This is a genomic window from Sporolactobacillus terrae (genome assembly GCF_019930545.1).
GTDB classification, from domain to species: domain Bacteria; phylum Bacillota; class Bacilli; order Bacillales; family Sporolactobacillaceae; genus Sporolactobacillus; species Sporolactobacillus terrae.
On the sequence record NZ_CP082837.1, the window covers coordinates 110213 to 134482 of the forward strand.

The 24270-nt window shown below is 47.2% G+C and carries 19 protein-coding genes; 17 read left to right on the forward strand and 2 right to left on the reverse strand.

The window, feature by feature from the left end:
* The first annotated feature begins 29 nt into the window (after window positions 1-29).
* Window positions 30-2051 carry a transketolase gene (tkt, locus tag K7399_RS00505; RefSeq protein ID WP_051577757.1) on the forward strand — a complete coding sequence of 674 codons (2022 nt, stop codon included), beginning with the start codon at window positions 30-32 and terminating at the stop codon, window positions 2049-2051.
* Entirely contained in the window at window positions 2033-2749 is a 717-nt protein-coding gene (locus K7399_RS00510) for a transaldolase (protein WP_201770036.1), read from the forward strand. The genes tkt and K7399_RS00510 overlap by 19 nt, the downstream gene beginning before the upstream one ends.
* 69 nt (window positions 2750-2818) lie before the next feature.
* On the opposite strand, the gene K7399_RS00515 is transcribed toward K7399_RS00510, so the two are convergent.
* Both K7399_RS00515 and K7399_RS00520 read right to left on the reverse strand, forming a co-directional pair.
* Entirely contained in the window at window positions 2819-4327 is a 1509-nt protein-coding gene (locus tag K7399_RS00515) for a zinc ribbon domain-containing protein (protein WP_028984238.1), read from the reverse strand.
* Window positions 4328-4366: 39 nt separating this feature from the next.
* Complete coding sequence (locus K7399_RS00520; protein ID WP_028975793.1) at window positions 4367-5143, reverse strand: zinc ribbon domain-containing protein; 777 nt, start codon at window positions 5141-5143, stop codon at window positions 4367-4369.
* A gap of 324 nt (window positions 5144-5467) precedes the next feature.
* Between K7399_RS00520 and K7399_RS00525 the strand changes: the two genes are divergently transcribed.
* From K7399_RS00525 to K7399_RS00595, 15 genes are all read left to right on the forward strand, one after another.
* Window positions 5468-6748, forward strand: coding sequence for an aspartate aminotransferase family protein (locus K7399_RS00525; RefSeq protein ID WP_028975794.1), 1281 nt, complete (start codon window positions 5468-5470; stop codon window positions 6746-6748).
* A gap of 15 nt (window positions 6749-6763) precedes the next feature.
* Window positions 6764-7744 (forward strand): C-terminal binding protein, encoded by a 981-nt coding sequence (locus K7399_RS00530; RefSeq protein WP_028975795.1) that lies wholly within the window; start codon window positions 6764-6766, stop codon window positions 7742-7744.
* A 428-nt stretch (window positions 7745-8172) separates the two neighbouring features.
* Window positions 8173-8658, forward strand: a complete 486-nt coding sequence (locus tag K7399_RS00535; protein WP_028975796.1) for an S-ribosylhomocysteine lyase — start codon at window positions 8173-8175, stop codon at window positions 8656-8658.
* Window positions 8659-8702: 44 nt separating this feature from the next.
* Window positions 8703-8996 carry a hypothetical protein gene (locus K7399_RS00540; RefSeq protein WP_223362443.1) on the forward strand — a complete coding sequence of 98 codons (294 nt, stop codon included), beginning with the start codon at window positions 8703-8705 and terminating at the stop codon, window positions 8994-8996.
* Between the two features lie 138 nt (window positions 8997-9134).
* A complete protein-coding gene (locus tag K7399_RS00545) occupies window positions 9135-9608 on the forward strand; it encodes a VanZ family protein (protein WP_051577759.1) in 474 nt (157 codons plus the stop codon).
* A 165-nt stretch (window positions 9609-9773) separates the two neighbouring features.
* Window positions 9774-10847 (forward strand): M42 family metallopeptidase, encoded by a 1074-nt coding sequence (locus K7399_RS00550; protein WP_028975798.1) that lies wholly within the window; start codon window positions 9774-9776, stop codon window positions 10845-10847.
* Between the two features lie 596 nt (window positions 10848-11443).
* Window positions 11444-12586 (forward strand): PucR family transcriptional regulator, encoded by a 1143-nt coding sequence (locus K7399_RS00555; RefSeq protein ID WP_164875468.1) that lies wholly within the window; start codon window positions 11444-11446, stop codon window positions 12584-12586.
* A gap of 118 nt (window positions 12587-12704) precedes the next feature.
* Window positions 12705-14072: an aminotransferase class III-fold pyridoxal phosphate-dependent enzyme gene (locus K7399_RS00560; protein ID WP_028975799.1), complete on the forward strand. Its 1368-nt coding sequence runs from the start codon at window positions 12705-12707 to the stop codon at window positions 14070-14072.
* A gap of 142 nt (window positions 14073-14214) precedes the next feature.
* Complete coding sequence (locus K7399_RS00565; RefSeq protein WP_028975800.1) at window positions 14215-15444, forward strand: Zn-dependent hydrolase; 1230 nt, start codon at window positions 14215-14217, stop codon at window positions 15442-15444.
* A 140-nt stretch (window positions 15445-15584) separates the two neighbouring features.
* Window positions 15585-17123: an NCS1 family nucleobase:cation symporter-1 gene (locus K7399_RS00570; protein ID WP_028975801.1), complete on the forward strand. Its 1539-nt coding sequence runs from the start codon at window positions 15585-15587 to the stop codon at window positions 17121-17123.
* A gap of 43 nt (window positions 17124-17166) precedes the next feature.
* On the forward strand, window positions 17167-18510 hold the full coding sequence (locus tag K7399_RS00575; protein ID WP_028975802.1) for an NAD(P)-dependent oxidoreductase: 1344 nt from the start codon (window positions 17167-17169) through the stop codon (window positions 18508-18510).
* Window positions 18511-18528: 18 nt separating this feature from the next.
* The gene (preA, locus tag K7399_RS00580; RefSeq protein WP_028975803.1) at window positions 18529-19791 is read left to right on the forward strand and encodes an NAD-dependent dihydropyrimidine dehydrogenase subunit PreA; all 1263 of its coding nucleotides are present in this window, start codon (window positions 18529-18531) and stop codon (window positions 19789-19791) included.
* A gap of 3 nt (window positions 19792-19794) precedes the next feature.
* On the forward strand, window positions 19795-20028 hold the full coding sequence (locus K7399_RS00585; protein WP_028975804.1) for a hypothetical protein: 234 nt from the start codon (window positions 19795-19797) through the stop codon (window positions 20026-20028).
* Window positions 20029-20185: 157 nt separating this feature from the next.
* On the forward strand, window positions 20186-22273 hold the full coding sequence (locus K7399_RS00590) for a hydantoinase/oxoprolinase family protein (RefSeq protein ID WP_028975805.1): 2088 nt from the start codon (window positions 20186-20188) through the stop codon (window positions 22271-22273).
* Entirely contained in the window at window positions 22273-24042 is a 1770-nt protein-coding gene (locus K7399_RS00595; RefSeq protein WP_028975806.1) for a hydantoinase B/oxoprolinase family protein, read from the forward strand. Before K7399_RS00590 ends, K7399_RS00595 begins: the two co-directional genes overlap by 1 nt.
* Window positions 24043-24270: the final 228 nt, after the last annotated feature.

Below are 24270 nucleotides of genomic sequence, written 5' to 3' on the forward strand. Positions count from 1 at the left end.
AAAAGTTCTGAAAAAGGTGGCGGAAATTTATGTTTGATGAAACGGATCAGCTGAGTGTCGATGCCATTCGTGCACTAAGTATTGACTGCATTGAGCACGCGAAGTCCGGACATCCGGGCATGCCGCTTGGCGCGGCGCCAATGGCTTATGTGTTGACGAAGCAAATGACTTTTAATCCAACCGACAGCCACTGGTTTAATCGTGATCGCTTTGTCTTGTCGGCGGGTCACGGATCAGCGCTCCTGTACAGCATGCTGCATTTAGCTGGTTTTCAAGTGTCGCTTGACGATCTGAAAAATTACCGAAGCCTGAACAGCAATACTCCAGGACATCCGGAATTTGGCGTGACCGAAGGCGTCGATGCAAGTACCGGACCACTTGGTCAAGGACTGGGCATGGCGGTTGGTATGGCGATGGCGGAGCAACATCTTGCTGCGCGGTATAACCGTCCCAACTTTCCGATCATCGATCATCATACGTTTGTGATTGCCGGTGACGGAGACCTAATGGAAGGCATTTCACATGAAGCGGGTGCATTAGCGGGACATCTTAAATTAAATCGATTAATTGTGCTCTATGATTCGAATGACAATTCATTAGATGGTCCGACAAAAAACACATTTACCGAGCGTATTAAAGAACGCTTTGAAGCATACGGATGGAATTATGACTTCGTTCCCGATGGTAATGATCTTGATGAAATCAATTTAGCTATTGAACGTGCCAAAGCCCAGAAAGAAAAGCCAACCCTTATTGAGATAAAAACGATTATTGGTTATGGTGCGCCAAATGCGGGAACGCATCGCGTACATGGCAACATTCTTGGGCCAAAGGGTGCATTAACGGCAAAGAAAAAGTATGGTTGGCATTACCCTGAATTTTTCATTCCGCAACACGTCTATGCGCGATTTAGCCAGTTTGGTATAACCGGGAAAAAGGCAGAAGAAAAATGGAAGCGCTTATTTTCGGACTATCAAAACCAATACCCACAACTTGCTGAGGAACTTGAAACAGCAATAAAAGGGGATTTGCCAAAAGGCTGGTCTGTAGACCTTCCTGTTTACGATGAAGGTGAAGCAGAGGCGGGAAGGACTACTGTTCATAAACTCATTCAGCACTTTGCTCAGAAGGTACCGTATTTTTGGGGCGGGTCTGCCGACTTGTTTGCGTCCAATAAAACAAATATTGCCGATCAAACGCTTTTTGCGCCAGAAACGCCTGAAGGTCGGAATATTTGGTTCGGTGTACGCGAATTTGGCGAAGCAGCGGCTGTGAATGGCATTGCACTCCATGGGGGAAGCAAAATTTACGCGAGTACCTTTTTCGTTTTCTCAGATTATATGCGCAATGCAATCCGTTTGGCTGCTCTGCAAAAAATTCCGGTAACCTACCTTTTTACCCATGATTCGATCGCATTGGGCCCGGATGGCCCAACCCACCAACCCATTGAGCATTTAGCCAGTTTCAGAGCGATGCCCGGCGTCGTTACTTTAAGACCGGGTGACCCGGTTGAAGCTGTTGAATCTTGGAAACTTGCGATGAGAAGCACCGATCATCCGACAATCCTCGCATTAACACGTCAAGACTTGCCGGTTTTAAGCGGAACAAAGCAGCGGGCACATCGAGGAGTGGCGCGCGGTGCCTATGTTCTTTCCCCTCAAACGGGTACAAAACCGGAGGGCATCTTGATTGCATCAGGTTCTGAATTGGGTTTAGCACTGCGTGCACAGGAACGTCTCGCAAAGTCAGGCACACCTGTTTCTGTTGTCTCAATGCCGAGTATGGAATTGTTTGAGCAGCAGTCCGAGGACTATAAAGAATCGATATTGCCTCGTGAGGTGACCTTGCGTATATCTATTGAAATGGGGTCAACGTTTGGCTGGGATCGCTATGTGGGTTTCGATGGTGCATGCATTGGAATTGATGGTTTTGGAGCAAGCGGAAATGCAGCTGAATTCATGCGGCTCAAAGGCTTTACCGTTGAAAATGTTGTGAGAACCTATCATGCGCTTAAAGAAAAGAGGTCATCGATTTGCCATTTAAAAAAATAGGAATTTATTCAGACGGTGCGGATATAGCCGACATGCGAAAAGTCGCGGTTCATGATTATGTGAAGGGATTTACGACGAATCCGTCCTTGATGAAAAGCGCAGGCGTTACAGATTATCTATCCTTTGCCCGCGACGTAGTCAAGGAATTTCCCAAGCATAGTATTTCATTTGAAGTCTTTGGCAATAGCTTTGAGACGATGAAGCAAGAAGCAAGAGTCATTGCGTCACTTGGCGAAAATGTAGCAGTCAAGATCCCGATCCTGACCCCAGATGAAAAAAGTACTGCTGAATTGATTCACGAACTGTCCGAAGAAGGCATTGCGATCAACGTTACCGCGATTACAACATCACAACAGGTACAAGAAGCCGTAGATGCCTTAACCGAAGGCAAGAAAAATATCATTTCCGTCTTTGCGGGAAGAATTGCGGATACAGGTGTCGATCCTTCGGCATTCGTTCGAGCGAGTCGAAAAATATGCGATACGAAAGATGGTGCCCAGCTCCTTTGGGCAAGCACCCGAGAAGTGCTAAATATTTTTCAGGCTCAGGACCTTGGTTGCGATATCATCACCGTTCCGCCGAGTATCCTATCAAAACTCGGGAATATCGGAAAAAGCGCGAAACAAGTCTCAATCGATACCGTAAAGAACTTTGAAGCAGATATTAAAACGCTCGGGTTTAGTATTCTTGACGATTGAATAACAGGAAAAGAGAAGCGGAGTGGAAACCGATTGTTTCCCACTCCGCTTTTTTAGTGAAGCTGCGAATTATTTTTCTGATTTGCCGTTAGTTTTATAACCGACAATTTTCAATTGTCCTGGGGCGGTGGGTTTCAATTGGTAGGTGGTTTTCAATGTGAAATCTTTATCGACCGCGTTGTCATCGTCATCATAATAGTATTCGTTCCAATCTTCAGTAACGTCAATAGTGAAAGTTTCAGAATCGGCAGCTGATATTTTCGTCACGTCAAAGGAACGAAGTGATTCGCTGATCTCTTTATCTTCAATCGCCGTGAGGTCTTTGAATGTGGATTGGCTAAAAGAAGTTCCGGTTTCGTAATAATCGGTCAGATAGTCGTTATCTTGCTCATTGACTGCGCTTGATAATGCATCATAATAGTCTTGAAAATAAGCGTCAAGTGTATTTTCGTTTTGTTCTCCATTCAGATCATCGCGATTCAGGGAATAGAAACCTTCTTCGGCAGCCGCTTCGAATATGAGATTAATACCGTCTGATTCGGCATCATCGATTGTCGTTGTTTCATCCTCATACTCCTCTGAATAATCATCCGACGATTCATCATCTGAAATGGAAATCGTATTTGATTTAATCGATTTCCCGTTCACTGTGTACGTTGCATAAAAGGATGGCGTGTCTCCCTCTTTGTAAGGTCCTACATTGACCGTTTTATCAGATAGGATTTTACTCGCATCTTTGTCATCAATGAAAAGTTTTGCTCCTGGAAGATTAGTGGAAATTGCAACAAATGTACCTGAAAAATCGATGGCGTTGTCCTCGTTAGACAGCATAGCTGCAGACTGTGATGTATTCATAGACTTGGATTGACCAATGATTGTGTAATAGCCAGGAATGACTCCGCTCAGTGTAATGGTTTCTGAATCATCGCTGTTTGCTTTGGTAGCGATTTTCATCTTACCGATGTTTTTAATGCCAACCTTCATTCCTTTTAAATTGGTGACAACTTTTGGATGGACATTGTTTGTCGTAATTTGATAGTTATCATAGATCAAATATTTCTTGCCTGATTTTTTTAACTGGTAGAGCGCATGACTCCCAGAAGGTTGTTTCCCGGAATGTTTTGCACTGCTTTCCATGGCACTCAGAGATTGTGAATAGATGCTCGGATTTTTATCGAAAAGCTGAAGCATTGCTTTTGCCTGTGCATCGGTAACTTTTGTATTTTCATTGGTGTGGATCATTTGTGCCAGTTGATGTGTTTTGTGATCGCGAACAGCATTGCGAAATGAATCGACGGTGCGCTGTGGGTCGGTGAATACTTTTCCCGTATAGTAAAAACCAATGATCAAAATGATAGCGATAATGACCGGAATGAGAACACTTTTCTTGATGGTAATGGATTTTTTGTCTGATTGTGTTTTATGACGTTTTTCAGGTGAAACCTGCGGAAGCGTTGGTGCAACCGCTCTCGTTGCTGCCGTTTGATCCTGTGCTGATTCTACGGAATGACCACAATGGGTGCAGAATTTTACGCCATCCGGAAGCAGCTGTCCGCATTGAGTACAATGCTTTGCCAAATTGACTAACCTTCTTTCTGTTTTTTAAACTGCTCTAAATTAGCTGTTCAGTAAGGTTGGAAGATTCATAAAGAGATTAACAATGTACGATTTCAGCGCAAAATAAATGATAACGGTGTAGACAACATGGCAGATCAGCGTGAGGTAAAAAGTATCAAGATGCGTTTTCTTGCTGAAGGAGAACATGGTCAAAAAGAACATGACTTGGATGCCGATGGATGCTAAGACTAGAAGAGCTAAGTAGATCTGTAAATTAAGATATGAGATGAAGAATAGTGCAAGTGAGAGTACCATTAGTGGTACGCTTAAGGATCCAAATCGCGCAATAATTGATTGATACGAGACCTCTGCGTGAGCAACTTTTAAGCATAAGAAGATGAGGAGTGCGTAAAAGGCGATACAGATGGCCAGCGTAAGCATCCCCTTAACCATTGCATCGAATCCCAATAGTTGTGCCTTTATTGGTGACACCGATCCAAACAATTCGCTTCCAATCCATCCACCAACGGTATGATAGAGTTGATTAATTGCGTTAACGATAGATATAGGAAGAAAAATACAGAGAAGAGCAAGAGAAAAAATACCATTTTTCAGGTGATCTTCGAAGGCATTTGGCGTTCTCAACGCACCTTTTACATAACTCCAAAAGTTTGCAAAGACGTCCGCGTTAATCGTAATTTCACCTTTTTTCGCTGCAGTCGCCGCCGATTCTTCTTGTGCGGCTTGCTCAGTGGATGCGGGATTAAGCGGGTGTCCGCAATGACCACAAAAAGCTGCATTGTTACCGTTCTCCTTGCCACAATGAACACATTTCATATGTATGCCTTCTTTCGTAGGATAATAGAATGGTCAAACGTTTGCTATTATACCATTATTTGCAGTTATTACAAAAGTTTTACAGAATAAAACGAGTTTTATTAGGATCAGAGAGTAAAAACATTTGTAATCTGAATGTGTTCATTGGTTTTATTTAATGGCAAAAAATCACAAAAAAGGTATTTTATAATGTTCTATTCTATCCCGATTCATAGAATTTGAGTGGTTTTTGTTTTTGAAAGGATCAGCATATTCCCCTGCACACGTCATACCTTTATAGCTAAAGCAGATTTTGAGGTGATCTTATTCTCAGGGGGCGTGTACATGAAGTTCGAGGATTATCGGCCCTATTTGAGTCCTGCATTGGCTAAGGCAACGGATCTGATTATGGAAAGTGGTCAGGGATGCTATTCAACGGATGTGAATGGTGTGCGTTATCTCGACTTTGTTCAGGGAATTGCGGTCAATGCGCTAGGGCATTGTCACCCGAAGGTCGTTGCGGCGATTAAGCAGCAGGCGGAGCAGTTGCTCACGGCCTCATTTAATGTGGTGAATTATCCGTCGACGCTTGAATTGGCGAAACGTTTGGCGGAGGTAACGCCAGGCAAGCTGAATTCGGTGTTTTTTTCCAATGGCGGGGCGGAGGCGATTGATGGCGCTTTGAAACTGGCACGTGCCTACACGAAACGGCCGGCAATGATTGCGTTTGAGGGTTCTTTTCATGGGCGGACGTTCGGGGCGCTGTCGGTGACGGGGTCTAAGGCAAAATACCGAAAAACGTATGAGCCGCTGGTCGGTTCGGTTTATTTTACGCCTTATCCGTCGAAGGATCTGTGTCCAAACGGATTTGATGAGGCGCAGCGGACGAATTTTTGTCTGGATGAATTGGATCATTTGTTTGAGTATCTGGTGAGTCCGGATCAGGTTGCGGCGATCATTATGGAGCCGATTCAAGGGGAAGGCGGGTACGTTGTTCCGTCGAAGGCTTTTGTTCAGGGCATTCGCCAGCGCTGTGATCGCTATGGAATTTTGTTGATTATGGATGAAATTCAGTCGGGATACGGTCGGACTGGAAAAATGTTTGCCGGCGAGCATTTTGATGTGGTTCCCGATATCATGACGGTGGGCAAGGCGATTGCGGGGGGATTGCCGATGAGTGCGGTGATTGCGACGCCGGAGGTTATGGCGGAATGGCATCCGGGGATGCATGGGACGACTTTTGGCGGTAATCCGCTGTGTGCAGCTGCTGCCTTAGCGGTTTTAGATGTATTTAAAGAAGAGCAGCTGCTTGATCACGTCAACGAGATCGGCGGCTATTTGAATGAACAGCTTCAAGAATTACAGAAAAAATATGCCTGTATTTCCGATGTGCGCGGGCTTGGGTTAATGCAGGCAATTGAATTTTCACATGCGGATGGCAGCCCTGCAGGGGACCTGCTGGCGAAGGTGCAGAAGGGGTGCTTAGAGAAGAAACTTCTGACGCTCGGTTGCGGCGTCCATGAAAACGGCATGCGTTTTGCGACACCGCTTAACGTAAAAAAGCAGGAAATCGATCAGGGCATTGCGATTATTGATCAGGTCTTGAGTCAATGGAGTAAAAAATGAGAGAGGATGACCGCCATGAACAAGCAGGTCCTCTACTATAATATTGATGATTCGCTTGACTATGAGCGTCAATTGCTTACGGAATGGAAGATTAATGATCTTGAGCTGATCGAAGTGAAAGATTACGAGAATCGGAAATCATTTGTCGACTATGCGCAGGATGCGGACGGTGTGGTCGTCGAGTATCAGCAAATCACAAAAGGTATTCTAAATCAACTGCCTCATTTGAAGATTGTTGCGTTGCAATCAATCGGTGTTGATAATGTCGATCTTGGCGCAGCGACCAAACGCGGCGTATGCGTGACCAACTGCCCGGGATTCTGCTCCAAAGAAGTTGCACTGCACACCATTGGCATGATCATTGACCTGACGCGGAAGATTACCTATTTTGATCGCACGGTGCGCCAGGGAAAATGGGATCCGCGCCTGGGCTACACGACGCATCGGCTCGAAGGTAAAACGGTTGGCCTTTATTTCTTCGGCAGTATTCCGCGGGCAATGATTCCGATGCTGCAAGCACTGAATGTGCGTATTCTTGCCTATGCGCCAACCAAAACCAAAGAATTTCTGGAAGCCTATGGTGTGGAAAAGGCGGAAACGTTTGATGAACTGCTTACTGAAGCGGATATTGTCTCGCTTCATTGCCCGCTCATGGACACAACCCAGCATTTGATTTCAGAACGGGAACTGAAGCTAATGAAAAAGACTGCTTTTTTGATCAATACCGCCCGCGGCAAGGTCGTTGATGAGGCGGCTTTGATCAAAGCGCTCAAAGGCGGCGATATCCAGGCGGCTGCACTTGATGTGATCGAGGATGAAGATACGGAACAAAGTCGCCTATTTTCTCTTGAGAATACAGTAATAACCCCGCACGCTGCCTTTGTTTCAGAAGACTCCTTTTACGCAGCACGAAAAATGACGCTTGAACAATTGGTTCAGCGCTTGAGTGCAGATCAAAGACCCACGCATCTCGTCAATCCAAACGTTTCTTATTAATGGATGACCCAAAAAACCTTTGAGGGCCGGATCGTTCTCAAAGGTTTTTTAATCACTATAATACCTAGTTGACATATATGATTTATCAATATAGAATAGTTTTAACTCATTGACGAGGGATAGAATCGCTGGCTGCGTGAGGATTAGGAGGGCCAATGGAAACCAAGGAAAGCATCTATTCGAATTTGATCAATCAAACAAAATCGCTATTCCAACAAGAGTTCGATTTGGTAGCGAATATGAAGAATATAGTTTAATAAAGAATTGGTTCTGACGGCATTTCAGCACGATACGTTTCTGCATCAGCCGCAAAAGCATATCAGACGCAATCGGTTGCAAACACTATCAAAAAAACATATAACGGTGTATATGTACCCGCGTTTAAATGATACGATAAATATAAATGAAGCGAATAGGAGTGTTTCATCATGGCAAAAGTTGAAAGTTTCACCCTTGACCATACGAAGGTTCTCGCGCCTTATGTGCGCTTAATTGCCACACAAAAAGGACCGAAAGGCGATGTCATCCAGAATTATGACCTGCGCTTTGTACAGCCGAATGAAAATGCCATTCCAACTGCAGGACTGCACACGATTGAACACATGCTGGCAAGCCTTCTGCGCGATCGGCTTGAAGGCGTCATTGACTGCTCACCGTTTGGCTGCCGCACAGGGTTTCACCTGATTCTTTGGGGCGAACATGATCCGGTTGATGTCGCCAAAGCATTAAAAGGATCGCTTGAATTTATCGCCGGGCCGGCAACATGGGACGATGTTCAAGGTACAACCATTGAGAGTTGCGGCAACTATCGCGATCACTCGCTCTTCTCGGCAAAAGAATGGGCGAAAAAGATCGTTGAAGCCGGAATCAGCTCCGACCCATTTGAACGCAAAGTCGTCACAGAGTCGTTGTAAAACGATTAAGGAAAAGGTCTCAGCGTCATAACTGATGTCGTGATTTGCCACAGACTGGTGGCCAAGGCGTGCGTATGCCGATTGGTACATTTGGTTATAGTGCTAACATCGTTTATTTTTATGAGGGGATGTTTGGCAAAATGGGCAATGACGAGATCATCACGGAACTTGGATCTGAGGCTGTACTTAACTATGAGCGTATCACCGCATTATTCTACTTATTGATGGAGAAAGGGATCATCACGCAAGAAGAATTTGATCAGAAGTTCAAAAAAATTCATGAACACTTTGATGATCATCTCAAAGGGATTTTTGGAGATGAGGTTGATTCAGAGTAAACGTCTTTGACGTCAAAGTGTTCCTCAGGCGGCACTCGGACACTCTTGTCCGGGTGTTTTCGTTTGACAAAAAATCACGGTTGCCTAACACTTAATTTAATAGTAACTTTACCAAGATTCGTGTGGAGGAGGGATCGGATGAACGGTTTAAAACAAGCAATGATCAACATTGCCTTAACCTTTTCGATCCTTTTTGTTCTTTACTTGACGATGATTCCTCATGGTCTAATCGGTACCGGCAACTGGCATGGCGGTCCGGTGCATCATTTCAATGTGAACATGAATCCGCTGCATTTGTTCGATGATTTTCGTTCGGCCTCGATGAAGTACTTTATTATTGATGATCTAGGTAATGTATTGCTTTTTCTCCCGTTCGGTTACATGCTCACGTTAAAGTACCCGTACTTCAAATTCCTGCATCTTGTGTTTATGGGTGCCTTGTTCTCATCGATCATTGAATGCATTCAGCTTTTTCTGCCCAACCGCACCACCGATATTAATGATGTGATCCTGAATACAATCGGAACCGTAGCCGGCTACCTGCTCTTTCGATTTGTTGAAAAGGATGAGGAGAAGCAGCAGGTGAACAAGCGGAGTGATCACTCCGTTTGACTTCGAATGACGCACATGGAGAAAGAGTACTAAGATGGCGGTGGTACTCTTTTCTGTCTTGGAAAGTTGTCTATAGAATGTTTCTTGAGACAACTCTTTTTGAACGATACTATAATAATAATGAAATTATCATGTAGGTGTTTTAGAGACGAGAGGTGCATTTTTGTGGATAAGAAAAAGTCGATTCAATTGATTGAGCGTTTGTCGAATGCGCACGGTATCTCAGGTTTTGAGGACGAGGTTGCCGGCATTTTTACTGATGCGGTCAAGCCGTTCAGTTCGGTCGAGGAAGATCATATGCGCAATGTGTATGCGGCGCGAAATGGAAATAATGGTGCTCGTCCGGTTGTTCAGCTGGATGCGCACAGCGACGAAGTCGGATTTATGGTTCAGGCAGTGAAACCGAATGGCATGCTGCGTTTTGTGACGGTCGGCGGCTGGGTGCGCGCCAATATTCCGGCACACAAGGTGCGCGTGCGCAATCGCGATGGGCAATACATATCGGGGATTATCGCCAGCACACCTCCTCATTTTATGACCGCGGAGGAGCGCAAACGACTACCTGAGGTTTCCGAGATGGTGATCGATGTTGGCGCAACTTCTGCTGAGGAAGCGGTTCGCGATTTCAAAATTGACATTGGGGCACCGGTTGTGCCGGACGTGACGTTCGAGTATAACGAAGCCAAGGGTTTAATGCTGGGCAAGGCGTTTGACAACCGAATCGGTACGGCGGTGATGGCTGAAGTTCTGAAGGAATTGGATGGATCGGATCTTGACATTGATGTTGTAGCCTCGCTTTCTGCACAGGAAGAGGTTGGCGAGCGTGGCGCACAGGTCGCGATGAAGAAGATCAATGCGGATGTTTCAATCGTGTTTGAAGGTGCGCCGGCGGATGATACGGTGATGCCCGAGTATATGATCCAAACCGGGCTCAAACGCGGACCGATGCTGCGTCATTTTGACTCATCGATTATTGTAAATCCGCGTTTTCAAAAGTTCTGCCTTGATCTGGCTTCTGAAAAAAGGATTCCGACGCAACAGTCTGTACGAAGCGGAGGTGGCAATGATGGTGCGGTGATCAATCTGTATCACGGCGCGCCGACCGTTGTGATCAGTGTGCCGGTTCGTTATGCGCATACCTCCTATTGCTTTGTTGCCTATGAGGATTTTGTTTCGGCGGTGAAGTTGACAGTCGACGTGTTGAAAAAGTTAAATGCTGATGTTATTGAACGGTTCTAAACATTTGAGCGTGGGAGCAGACCTGATTTTAGGGTCTGTTTTTTTTTTTTTTTTTAACATGAACTTGCTGAAACTGGGATAAGCAGCATATCTGTAATCAATCAAATTGAGATATGAGTGAGACGCCCGCGGCAAGCAAGCCAAGGAAGACCCCTCAGGAAAATTGCGTGTTCGAGGAGGCTCCCGGATCGCCCTCGGCAAGCAGCTGAAGTGTCGTTCAAACTCAAGATTGATGGATCCAATCCTCGTCCTACGGGAGCAAGGAACGGGCTTAGTCAGGGTTTTCTGATCGCTTCCATTGATCGTAGCGATAGAGATCGATCAGAAGTGAGAGGATCACGGCATCTTCAAAGTGCTTCGGATCAAGTCCGGTGACGCTGTATTCCGGAGAGTGCATGTCTGAGTAATGTGGGTGAACTTTCTTTACATAGCATTGGACATGGGAAATGGATCGATTTATAGTCAAAGTAGATGTGAAAATTTTTAAACAAGTCAGAATAGGCTTTAATACAGGCTGATTACGTTTCTACTTTCGTTCGTTTTTGATTCAATGCTTTACTTCCTAAATGTTTCTTTGGATTGTAAGGGGGAATGAGATGATCACACTTAAGCATTTGTTTATGCTGCCGGAACTTTCAACGATCAAACCGGTCGCCGGAGAAGCGGGCATGTCGCGAACGATCTCCGGGGTCAATGTGATGGAAAGCGACTGTTTATTCGACTTTTTTAAGGCAGGCGAGCTGCTTGTCACGACGGGGATCAACATGGATCATGATGAGGAAAAGCTGATCACCATGGTGAAAAAAACCTATGATCACCAAGCATCCGGCGTGATCTTGAATGTCGGTCCATATATTCCGAGCATTCCCAATGAAGTCATGGATTTTGCAAATAGCCATCGGTTCCCAATTTTCAGTATGCCTTGGAGCTATCGTGTGGCTGATTTCGTGAAAATTACCGTTCAGTTTCTTGCAGCGGCGGAACAGAATCAATCCCGTTTCAGAGATTTGCTGTCAGAGCTGTTGTTCCAATCCGTTCCCGATCGTGCTTATGTGACTGCGGAACTTGAGCAGATCGGCGCGCAGGCGGATCAATCCTTTTCAATCGTGGTCTGTTCGTATGATTCGGATCAATTGCCGGTTGCGCTCGTCTATGGAATAGAGATGGAACTGTCGCGAAAATACCGACTGCTGCAATCGATGCATCGGGAGAATCAATTAATTTATTTGACTGTACAACTGCGCGGATCGGACTTGCCGCTGATGAAGCTGACCGAGGCAATTCGCGCCAAGAAGACAGAGTGGCGCAACCTTTCAATCGGGAGCGGAAGCGAATACCCGGTTATGGAGGCTCAAAGGAGTTACCAGGAAGCGCTGACGGTACTACGTCTGGCTAAACGTCATCCGTATTTGAAGATTTGTGAGTTTAATGATCTAGGTGCCTATCGCATTATTATGGATGTGCGCGATCCACGCATCATTGAGCGCTTTTATCAAAAGTATCTTGGGCAGCTGTACCGTTATGATCAACTGCATGAGACTGATTTTGTTCCATTTCTTCGTGTTTTTCTCGAAGAGGATGGACGCACGGCAACGATTGCTCATAAAAAATTTATTCATCGGAATACAGTCCTTTATAAAGTGAAAAAAATTGAAGCGATTCTTGGAGCAGATCTGGGGCATCCTTTTGTGAAAACGAATTTGCAGTTGGCCTTTATGATTGAAGATCTGATGCGATAATGTGCCTTGCGATTGTGCAAGTGCACATTATTTTTTGGCTGAATGTTCATTGTTTTCTGTTTTTATCGTTATATCATTAAATTATGTTAATTCAGAAAAATGGACTGGAGATGGCGCAATGGAGCACCTTGATGACCAGCAAATTAAAGAAGACGATCGAAACTATGTCTTACATTCATGGTCTAAACAAAAAGACGTCCATCCTAAGATCATTAAAAAAGCGCAAGGAATTTTTTTCTGGGATGAGACAGGAAAAAGGTTTTACGACATGTGTTCACAGCTTGTCTATCTGAATGTGGGCCATAATCATCCGAAGCTGATGGAGGCGTTCAAACACATCGGTGAAATCCCGCTTTCCGCACCGGGGTTTGCGACAGAATCGAAGGCAGAGCTTGCCCACAAGATTATTGAGGTTGCGCCAAAGAACATGGCCAAGGTCTTCTTCGCCAATGGCGGTGCCGACTCGAATGACCACGCGGTAAAAATTGCGCGCATGTACTCGGGACGGTACAAAATCTTCTCACGTTATCGATCCTATCATGGCGCAACCTTTGGTGCCGGTAATTTATCCGGTGAAAATCGTCGTTTCACTGTTGAACCGGGACTTCCTGGATTCATTAAATTTGAGACACCGTACCTTTACCGGGAATCCATTGCTTTTGACAGTGAAGAAGCGGCGGCAGCTTTCTATCTGGATCGTCTCAACAGTCAGATCCTCTATGAAGGGCCGGAATCGATTGCAGCCATTTTCATGGAGTCGATTCCAGGTAGCAACGGCGTACTGATTCCGCCAAAGGGTTATATGGAAGGTGTACGGGAGCTGTGCACGAAATATGGGATCCTGATGATTTGCGACGAGGTCATGGCCGGTTTCGGGCGCACCGGGAAAATGTTTGCGGTTGAACATTTCGGAATTGAACCGGACATGATGACTTTTGCCAAAGGCGTGACCTGCGGCTATAGTCCACTTGGCGGTGTGATTGTCAGCAAGCAGATTGCTGACTATTTCGATGATCATGTGCTGATGACCGGATTGACCTATAGTGGGCACACGGTCTCCACACAAATCGGCTGCGCCACGCTTGATGTGTACAAGGAGGAGCACTTGATTGATCACGCGGCGGCGATGGGCGATGTTCTGGCAGAGCGTCTCGATAAGCTGAAACGTTTTGCATCCGTTGGCGAGGTGCGCTGTATCGGACTGTTCGCGGCAGTTGAACTCGTCAAAGACAAGGAGACAAAAGAACCGCTGATCGCCTATGGGATGGATTTCGGCAGGGATAAAGTCGGACTGATGAAAAAATTCGTCGGCATGCTGATGGCCCAAGGCTTTTACACCTACTCACATGAATCGAGTGTGATGATCGCTCCGCCGCTGATTATTACCGAAGCGGAAATTAATGAAGCGATGGATCGCTTTGAAGCTGCTTTGACTCAGTTTGAAAAAGAGGTTCTGTTCGCAGATTCGAAGTTGATGACGCCTTAATTAAGCGGTTTGCTCATAAAATGCGCCATACGTTTGACCGCAATGAAAAATAATTTTTTTACAGTGAAATGGAGTTCGAGACAACGCGTGTCATTTGAGCCGGTTCAGCAAGGAAAAATTGTTTTACGGAGGCGGGACGCTCGTGCAGGAACAGAAGCTGAAGATTAATGCGGAACGGTTGAAGGAGACAATTGAAAAATTTGCGGATTTTGGGCGCACTGAGAAGAATGGGGTCACGCGACTATCGCTTTCAAATGAGGATATCGGTGCACGGGACTACCTGGTCTCTTGTTGTAAGGAGCTAGGGATGAGTATCAAGGTTGACGATGTTGCAAATGTGTACGCCACAATGGCAGGCAGCGAGGACCGACCTCCGCTGGTGATGGGGTCCCATCTCGACACGGTGAAGAAAGGCGGTCGTTTTGACGGTGTGCTCGGCGTTATTGCCGCACTGGAAGTGGCACGAACGCTGCATGACCACCGCATTCAGCCGAAAATTCCGTTCATGCTCGTTGATTTCACGAATGAAGAAGGTGCACGTTTTGATCCGGCGATGATGTGTTCCGGAATCATCTCCGGAAAATTTGAGAAGGCGCAAATGCTGCAAAGTATGGATTCGCAAGGCATGACTTTTGGAGAGGCATTGGCGGCGAGCGGTTATGAGGGCGATGCGGCCAATCGACTACAGGAAGCGACCGCTTATTTGGAAATGCATATTGAACAGGGGCCGGTGCTCGAGAGCGAAGCACGTTCGATCGGCATTGTTGAGGGCGTTGTCGGTATGGTGAATGACGAGATTGAGGTAACCGGGGCATCAGATCATGCTGGAACGACACCGATGCCCATGCGCAAGGATGCGTTGTTTGCAGCGACCGATGCCATCGTCCTACTGAGGAAGAAGTTGAATGAGCTGGATTCTGATTTGGTTTATACGATGGGACGAATGCTGGTGGCTCCGAATATTCATACCGTGATTCCGAATCGAGTGACGTTCACACTCGAAGCGCGGCACAAAGATATGAATGTTGTGGCACAAGTCGTTCAAGCGATTAAAGAGCTACCAGAAACTTTGGGCGGCTGCACAATTAAGGTTCGAAAATTATGGGGGAGAAAGACCGTTGCCTTTGACCAGACGCTTTGCGACAGGTTGGAACAATCGGCACAAGAGCTGGGTTATACCTATAAAAGAATGTACAGCGGTGCCGGTCATGACGCTCAGTATATAGCCGATTACATTCCTACGGCAATGATTTTCGTTCCAAGCTTGGATGGCAAGAGCCACTGTGAGGAAGAGTTTACGGACTATGAAGATTGCGCAAAGGGGGTGAATGCGGCCCTGGATACAGTGCTTTCCATCCTTAGTCCGGCGTGATTCTTGCAATGATTCTTTTTTTAATAGCTTTCGTGATCAAGAGAGAACAAGGCTTTGAGCTTTGTGATGGTTTTGCCTCTATGAACGAGGTCTTGTGATGGTTCTCCTGCAACTCCAAATTAAATTAGGGAGGAAGACACATGACGAAAACGCAAGTTGAGCAAAACGGTATTGTAACATTGACCAGCGAAGCTGCTGAAACGCTTAAAGACAGTCATCTGTTGAATGAAGATTTGCGCCCGACAACGAAAGAGGAACATCATTGGACGGCATATAACTTTGCTTCACTTTGGATAGGCATGTGTATCTGTATCCCGACGTACACAATGTCGTCCGGACTGATTGCACTGGGGATGAACTGGTGGCAGGCAATCGTCACGATCATTCTCGGAAACTTGATCGTTCTGATTCCAATCTTGCTGAATACGCATGCCGGTACGAAGTTTGGCATCCCTTATCCGGTATTCGCACGTCTTTGGTTCGGATCAAAAGGGGCACATATTCCGGCGATTGCCCGGGCAATCGTTGCCGCGGCTTGGTTCGGTATTAACTGCTGGTACGGTGGTGCGGCGATCGATACGCTGCTTGTCTCAATGACCGGTTGGGAACAGGTCGGCGGGCACTTGTTCATCGCGTTCTTTGCATTCTGGGCTCTGAATGTATTGATCGCCTATCGCGGACCGGAAGCCATCCGTAAAATGGAATTCTGGGCTGCCCCGGTGTTGCTCATTCTCGGTCTTGCCTTGCTGATTTGGGCATTAACTGCTGCCGGCGGCTTTGGGCCAATGCTTTCTGCTCCTTCTAAATTTAATTCAGTCGGCTCGTTCCTAGCCATCTTTTTCCCTGCATTAACCGGGGTCATCGCTTTTTGGGCAACCTTGGCTCTAAACATTCCTGATTTCGGACGCTACGCGAAAAGTCAAAAAGCGCAAGTGGTTGGTCAATCGATTGCACTTCCCGGTACGATGGGACTGTTTGCGTTCATCGGTGTTGGGGTCACCTCGGCTACCGTCGTTATTTTCGGTGAAGCGATCTGGGATCCGGCTGCACTTCTTTCTCATTTTCCTCCATTTGTGATCTTCATCGGTACAATTGGCATTATCCTAGCTGCCTTAACGACCAATGTTGCTGCGAACGTCGTCGCTCCGGCTCGTGCGGCAGAAAATCTTTATCCGAAAAAAATCACCTTTGCCGGCGGTGCCATTTTAACTGGTCTGCTTTCGCTTGTGATGCAGCCATGGTATCTTGTTGGCGATATCGCCAATTACATTTTCGTCTTCCTCAACGGATACGGCGCGCTGCTTGGTCCGATCGATGGAATTGCAATTGCCGATTATTGGTTTGTACGCAAACGTCGTCTTGCATTGAGCGAGTTGTATAAAAGCGACGGTCGATACAGCTATGCTTCCGGCTTTAACATGAAGAGTATTTATGCCTTGCTGATCGGAATCGTGATTCCGGTACTTGGGCTCTTTATCCCGGCACTTTCCTTCCTGTGGCAAAATGCATGGACATTCGGTCTGATCATCTCCGGGTGCGTGTACGGATACCTGATGCGTCAAAGCCCGAGCATGCTCAGCGAGGAAGAGTACGCCTCGATGACGGTGATGATGGATTCAGCAAGTACGTCAAAAAAATTAAGTGGCAATGTAATCAAATCCGATCCGGAAAACGTCTGATTCACGCAATGAATGACGGCTGAATACGAGGAGATGATTGGTTATGGATTCTGCAGCAACGAATGCTTGGAAGATCTTCGATGAAGTGAAGCCCGACATGAAGCCAAAAGAAGTCATGGAGGAAGCGAATCGCTGTTTGTTCTGTTTCGATGCACCGTGTATGAAGGCCTGTCCAACCCATATTGATGTTCCGTTATTCATCAAAAAGATTACAACCGGCAATATGAAAGGGTCGGCGCGTATCATTATGGAAGCGAATCCGGTCGCAGCAACCTGCGCGCGGGTATGTCCAACCGAAGAATTATGCGAAGGTGCTTGCGTGCTCAACGATGCGTCACTACCAATTATGATCGGCGATCTGCAGCGGCATACGATGAACTGGGCGATGAAAAATAATCCGCAATTGTTTGAGGCAGGCGAGCAGAACGGCAAAAGGGTTGCAGTAATCGGTGCCGGTCCGGCCGGGTTGTCTTCGGCTCGGGAACTTGCGCGTTATGGCTATCAAGTAACGGTTTTTGAGAAACAAGCGGAAGCTGGAGGTCTGGATACGTACGGGATCGTTCCCTTTCGGCTTCCCAAGCATGTTGCGCTTTGGGAAGTCGAGCAGATCAAGAAACTCGGCGTGAGCATTCAAACGAATACTGAAGTCGGAAAAGATGTATCGATTCAAGCGGTTCTTGATGGGTTTGATGCAGTTATCCTGGCCATCGGTATGGCTCATGTACCGCCGCTTGGCATTCCCGGAGAAGAACTTGACGGCGTATTTGATGCGATTCAGCTGATTGAACGTGTAAAAAGCGGCCACGTCACGGATCGTTTCTCCGGGAAAAAGGCAGTCGTGATTGGTGCCGGGAATACGGCCATCGACGCAGCGACTTGTCTAAAACGATTGGGTGCGGCTCGCGTGCAAATCGTGTACCGCCGTTCTGAGAAGGAAATGACTGCTTATCCGTTTGAATACCGTTTTGCCAAAGAAGAAGGCATTGAATTTCGCTGGCAAACACAGCCGAAAAGGATTGAAGGCGACGAAAACGGTAACGTTACAAGCGTTGTCTGTGCGCCAATCATGCTCGGCGAAAAAGATGCAAGCGGGCGCCGCCGTCCAATCGAAATTGACAATGCTCCATTTCCCATGAACACCGATGTCGTGGTCAAGGCGATCGGACAAATGCGTGATGTACCATTGATTGAGGCATTTGATTTGGCTCATGATCACGGTGTTGTGGCGGTTGACCCGCTGACTTACCAAACATCGAATCCTAAGGTATATGCTGCCGGTGATGTGATTTTCGGTAATGGAAAAGGCGAAGCGATGGTTGTTGCAGCTGCGGAGCAGGGGAAAAAGACAGCACAAGCGATTCATGAGCAGCTGCTCAGCAAAATTTAAAACTGAGGAGTGAAGGCGATGGCGGATTTGCATATTGATTTTGCAGGCATTAAGTCAAAGAATCCTTTCTGGCTGGCTTCCGGACCACCGACCAACACCGGCTATCAGGTGCAGCGTGCATTTGACGCCGGTTGGGGCGGTGCCGTATGGAAAACACTGGGTGATCCGGTCATCAATGTAACGTCACGATTCTCAGGATTGAATTATGGCGGGCAGCGTGTGGCTGGTTTTAATAATATTGAACTGATTACGGATCGTCCGCTTGAAGTCAATCTGCGCGAGATCAGAGAAACGAAACGTGCCTATCCTGATCATGCAATCATTGCTTCGCTCATGGTTGAGCCAAAACAGGAGAAATGGCATGAGATTGTCAAACGTGTTGAGGATGTTGGTGTTGACGGTCTGGAACTCAATTTCGGCTGTCCGCATGGAATGGCTGAGCGCGGTATGGGTTCTGCCTCAGGGCAGGTTCCGGAATTGGTCGAAAAACAAACCTATTGGACAAAAGAAGCAGCAGAAACACCGGTGATCGTCAAATTAACCCCGAACATTACGGATATTACGGCAACTGCCTATGCGGCTGCTCAAGGCGGAGCCGATGCGATCAGCATGATCAATACCATTAATAGTTTAATGGGCGTTGACCTGGACACATGGAATACAATCCCGAATGTCGCCGGCAAAGGGACACACGGCGGTTATTGCGGACCTGCAGTGAAGCCGATTGCCTTGAGCATGGTTGCCGAGTGTGCGACGCAGCCGGATATTCCGGTACCAATCTCCGGGATCGGCGGGATCGAAAACTGGCAGGATGCCGCAGAATTTATGTTGATGGGTGCATCGAGCGTGCAGGTATGCACGGCTGCCATGCATCATGGCTTCCGTATTGTTGAGGATATGATCGACGGATTGAACAATTATTTGGATGAAAAAGGTCTTGCTTCCGTTTCGGATTTGGTCGGGCGTTCTGTTTCCAAATATAAGAAATGGGGCGACCTCGATTTGAATCACAAAGTGGTTGCCCGTATCAATCAAGACTATTGTATTCATTGCAACAAATGCCACATTGCCTGTGAGGATGCAGCACATCAGTGCATTGAATTTTATACAGAGTCCGACGGTACCCGTGCACTCAAAGTGCGTGAACAGGATTGCGTCGGTTGCAACCTTTGTTCCATTGTCTGTCCGGCAGAAGGCGCGATTGATATGATCGATCAGCCAAGTGACGTTTCGATGACTTGGAACGAACGCCAGCGCCTGATCAGTACGTTTGGAGGTTGAGCAATGCAAGAACACCAGCTTTATTTAGATGAAAAGCAAAAGATTGACACGTTGCTTGAAAATAATTTTTGCATTGTCGGTATCATTGAAAATCTTAGTGGCACATTTGTTGCATTCAAACAGGCTGAGGAGACAGGAAACGCTCCGCAAGCGACGGTGCAGCTTCTGATTCCAGAAACTCGGAAGTATGTGACGAACTTGCTTTTTACCAGTAGACTTGATCAATCCGTATCTTAAGCTGGAAAGATTGTTCCTAATGCAGGTTTTGTGCTGAATTAAATTTTGTTTAAACTGCTTACATTTTTTTTAGTCTGAATTTTTAAAGATCGTTTTCGACTTTCTTTTAAATATGCTTTGTAATTCGTTTTCGAATTGTGGATGGAGGCTGACGCTTATGAAACTTATTGGTGTAGATATTGGTGGTACATTTACCGATGTGATTTACACAGATACGGATACCGGTGTTTCAAAGATTCATAAAACGCCAACGACCACAAACGACCCATCAATTGGCATGGTCAATGGCATTTTAGAACTATGCAGCCGTTACGGGATTGATCGCGGCAGTGTCGATCATGTTTTCCACGGTACGACGATTGCAACCAATGCTGCTCTGGAGCATAAGGGGGCGAAAACGGGACTGATTACGACGGAAGGCTACCGTGATCTTTTGCAGATCGGCCGGCACCAGCGACCAGAAAACTATTCGATCACTCAGGATATTCCGTGGCAGGATCGCTCAATGGTGGCGCGACGCTATCGAAAGACGGTTTCCGAACGGATCGGTGTGCTCGATGGAAAGGCCTATGAAAAAGTGCCACTTGATGAGGAAGCGGTCATCAGCGTTCTTGATGATTTTAAAAAGGAAGGCGTCGAGTCAGTTGTGGTCGGGTTCTTATTCTCTTATTTGAATCCGGATCACGAAGAGCGGGTGAAGGAGATCGTCCAGGAAAAGTTTCCTGATTTTTATATCACGACTTCAGCAGAGATTTCGCCTCAGTTTCGTGAATTTGAACGGTTTGCGACGGCTTCGATGAACGGATTTGTCGGTCCGAAGATGAAAGGGTATATCGAAGCGCTTGAATCACGGCTCGCTGATGCCGGCATCGATTGCGATCTGCTGATTATGACATCAAATGGCGGAGTGGCCAATTCAGCAACAATTTCTGAAAAACCGGTTCTGACCCTATTATCGGGTCCGGCAGCAGGGGTGCTCGGCGGCCAATGGGCAGGAAAATTGTCCAATCATGAACGGCTGATTACCTTTGACGTCGGCGGAACAAGTGCAGACATCGGGATCGTGACCGAGCGCGGATTCTCGGAATCTTCTGCCGGCGATACTGAAATTGCCGGTTACCCGCTACAGGTGCCGATGATTGATATTTATACGATTGGTGCGGGCGGCGGAAGTATCGCTTATGTTGATGCCGGCGGCGCATTTCAGGTTGGCCCGCAAAGTGCCGGATCCTATCCGGGTCCTGCCTGTTACGGACGCGGCGGCGATCTGCCGACCGTGACCGATGCCACGCTCGTGCTTGGCCGTCTCGATCCGGATCACTTCCTGGACGGTGAGATGGAGATTTTCCCGGAAAAGGCGGTTGCTTCGGTTCAGCACCTGGCTTCCGTGCTTGGGCTTGGGCTCTATGAAACTGCTGAGGGCATTTTAACGATCGTGAATAATAATATGGCCAACGCGATCCGATCGCGTACGATTCAGAAAGGCTTTGATCCGCGTGAATTTAGTTTGGCGGCGCTCGGCGGCGGTGGACCGATGTGTTCGATCGAAGTGGCAAAAATTCTCGATATTCCGGAAGTCATCATTCCGCCGTATCCGGGAATTACGTCAGCAACCGGTCTGCTCACGACCGATTTGAAGTATGATGCCGTTCAGACGATTTTTGTGGCGAGCGACAAGGTCGATTTGGCGTATTTGAACGAGCGTTTTACGAATCTTGAAAAAGAAATTACGGCTCAATTGATGGATGCAGGGTTTGAGAAGGAACAAATTTCGCTCCTGCGTTTCTTTGACTGCCGCTATGTCGGGCAGGGCTATGAGCTGCGCATCCCGGTTGCTACAGGGGTAATTAATGAAAGCAACGCGTCGGCTATTTGGAATACGTTCCATGAGGTTCATAAACGTGAGTACGGGCACTCCTTTTTAAATAACCCGGTTGAAATTGTCAACATGCGTGTTACCGGCGTCGGTGAAATGCCGAAGATTGGTGATCCTGATTTTGCTGAAGGAAGCCGTTCGCTTGATGAGGCTCTGGTCAAAGTGGCTCCGGCATGGTTCCGCTCAAACAGCACGTTGAAATCATTTGACACGCCGCACTATATGAAAAGCAAGCTGCCGATCGATGAAGCTTTTGCAGGTCCGTGCATTATTTTGCAAAAGGATACGACATCCGTTATTCCGCCGAACTGCGCGGCAACGATGAGCGCAAACGGAAGCATCATCGTAAAAATAGGGGGCGAAGCGTAATGGTAGATACGAAGAAAGCGATCGACCCGATTACGGCACAAGTTCTAAGCGGTGCACTGAAAAATATTGCGATTGAAATGGGGCACAAGCTCGCGCGTATGTCCTATTCCAGTATCATTCGCGAATCCAATGATTTTGGCTGCGCGCTGCTTGATGAAAACGGACAGCAGCTTTGCGAGTCGGTAAACAGTACACCGCTGCAATCCGGTCCGATTCCCGGCTACCTCCAAGGTATTCGTACGATTATGGCCGAGCGCGGTGATGATTTTAAACCGGGGGATGTTATTCTCCATAATTCTTCTTTTTATGGTGCGACACACCAGCCGGATTGCGGTTTCTTTGTTCCGGTCTATTATAAAGGTGAGTTAGTTGGCTTTTCGTGCTCAACGGCGCATCAACTTGATCTTGGCGCGCTGTCTCCAGGCTCCATCGGGATCATCGATGCAGTGGATTGTTTCGCAGAAGGGCTGCAGTTTAAGGCGATCAAGGTTTATGATGAAGGAAAACCGAATGATACTGTTTGGCAGCTGATTCGTGATAACGTGCGCGCCACTGATATGGTTGTCGGTGATATGGAAGCACAAATTGCAACGTGCCGGATCGGCGCACAACGCTATTTGGAATTGGTCGAAAAGTTCGGACTCGAGACTGTCCGAGCGGCACGCGACTATATGATCGACTATTCGGAGCGGATCCTGAGAAACGAGATTGCGAAAATACCAGACGGCACGTATCATTCGTCCGGCTACATCGACGGATACTTGGATAGTGAGGATCCGAAGCGAAAGGACTTGAAGTTCGAGGTCAACCTGACTGTAGAAGGCGATGACATGATCGTTGACCTGACCGGAACCTCGGATCAGGTCGATGACCGGCCGATCAACATGCCGTTTCCGGGAACTACAGATATGGCGGTGTACCTGACGATCCGAACCATTCTGCTGGATTCGAAGAAATTCGGCTACATTCCGCAAAATGCCGGAATGGTGAAACCGATTAAGATCATCGCGCCGGAAGGAACGCTTGTAAACCCAACTTACCCGGCACCGACGATCTCTCGATTTTGTCCCGGCAATGCACTTGCCGATACGATCATGCATGCACTCGGTCAGGCGGTTCCAAATCAAATTTGCGCCGGCATCGGCAATTTGTACATGGTCGCCTACAGCGGGATGATTGATAAAAGATACTGGGTATACATGGATATTATGGCCGGAAGTTCCGGCGGACGCTTTGGGAAAGACGGTATGGATGCGATCGATGTCTTGTATGCTAATACGCGAAACAATCCGATCGAGGATATCGAATCGCATCAACCGCTGAGTGTGACTCGTTATGAATTCCCGGACAATGCCGCAGCCTCAGGAAAATATCGCGGCGGTGTCGGTCCGATCCGTGACATTGAATTTACCGATGAAGGCGGATTTTCTGTCGAAGGCGAAGGACAAAAATACGCGCCATGGGGTTTTGCCGGCGGCTGTGATGGCACGCCAAGCACGCTGATTTTCCGTGATCGCGCGGGTAAGGAGACGGTACTCCCGTCAAAGGTTCCCTATAAGAAAACCAACCCAGGCGAAACGCTGGAGATCATCGGTCCGTGTGGCGGCGGATACGGTAGCCCGTTCGAACGTGATCCGGAAGCCGTTCTTGGCGATGTGCTTGACGATTATATCACGTCCGAACGTGCCAGAAACGAGTTTGGTGTCGTTATCGAAGACAATAAAATTTTGTGGGACGAAACCGAACTGCTGCGCAGTACTCAAGCATGAACACTGATTCTATTAGGAGCCTTTGGGCGATTGAACCCTTGCAGGGAACAATTGTCCGAAGGCTTTTTCGCAAGAAAAGAAAGTTTGAAGTTTTGACCAGTTTGTACTGGAATAAATTTCGTCTTCAATAAAATCAGCTCCAGACACGTAAGCGCGAGGCGCTTGCGGAGCGATCCTGTTGATCGCAGGCCAGGGGAGACCCGCAGGTAACGGTATGTACGAGGAGGC

What these genes read in the sequence shown, in the direction of transcription:
- K7399_RS00545 (WP_051577759.1), top strand. Translation starts at nt 9,135, where the DNA reads ATGAACGGTTTAAAACAAGCAATGATCAACATTGCCTTAACCTTTTCG.
- K7399_RS00560 (WP_028975799.1), top strand. Translation starts at nt 12,705, where the DNA reads ATGGAGCACCTTGATGACCAGCAAATTAAAGAAGACGATCGAAACTAT.
- K7399_RS00535 (WP_028975796.1), top strand. Translation starts at nt 8,173, where the DNA reads ATGGCAAAAGTTGAAAGTTTCACCCTTGACCATACGAAGGTTCTCGCG.
- K7399_RS00590 (WP_028975805.1), top strand. Translation starts at nt 20,186, where the DNA reads ATGAAACTTATTGGTGTAGATATTGGTGGTACATTTACCGATGTGATT.
- tkt (WP_051577757.1), top strand. Translation starts at nt 30, where the DNA reads ATGTTTGATGAAACGGATCAGCTGAGTGTCGATGCCATTCGTGCACTA.
- preA (WP_028975803.1), top strand. Translation starts at nt 18,529, where the DNA reads ATGGCGGATTTGCATATTGATTTTGCAGGCATTAAGTCAAAGAATCCT.
- K7399_RS00520 (WP_028975793.1), bottom strand. Translation starts at nt 5,143, where the DNA reads ATGAAATGTGTTCATTGTGGCAAGGAGAACGGTAACAATGCAGCTTTT.
- K7399_RS00585 (WP_028975804.1), top strand. Translation starts at nt 19,795, where the DNA reads ATGCAAGAACACCAGCTTTATTTAGATGAAAAGCAAAAGATTGACACG.
- K7399_RS00570 (WP_028975801.1), top strand. Translation starts at nt 15,585, where the DNA reads ATGACGAAAACGCAAGTTGAGCAAAACGGTATTGTAACATTGACCAGC.
- K7399_RS00555 (WP_164875468.1), top strand. Translation starts at nt 11,444, where the DNA reads ATGATCACACTTAAGCATTTGTTTATGCTGCCGGAACTTTCAACGATC.
- K7399_RS00575 (WP_028975802.1), top strand. Translation starts at nt 17,167, where the DNA reads ATGGATTCTGCAGCAACGAATGCTTGGAAGATCTTCGATGAAGTGAAG.
- K7399_RS00595 (WP_028975806.1), top strand. Translation starts at nt 22,273, where the DNA reads ATGGTAGATACGAAGAAAGCGATCGACCCGATTACGGCACAAGTTCTA.
- K7399_RS00530 (WP_028975795.1), top strand. Translation starts at nt 6,764, where the DNA reads ATGAACAAGCAGGTCCTCTACTATAATATTGATGATTCGCTTGACTAT.
- K7399_RS00525 (WP_028975794.1), top strand. Translation starts at nt 5,468, where the DNA reads ATGAAGTTCGAGGATTATCGGCCCTATTTGAGTCCTGCATTGGCTAAG.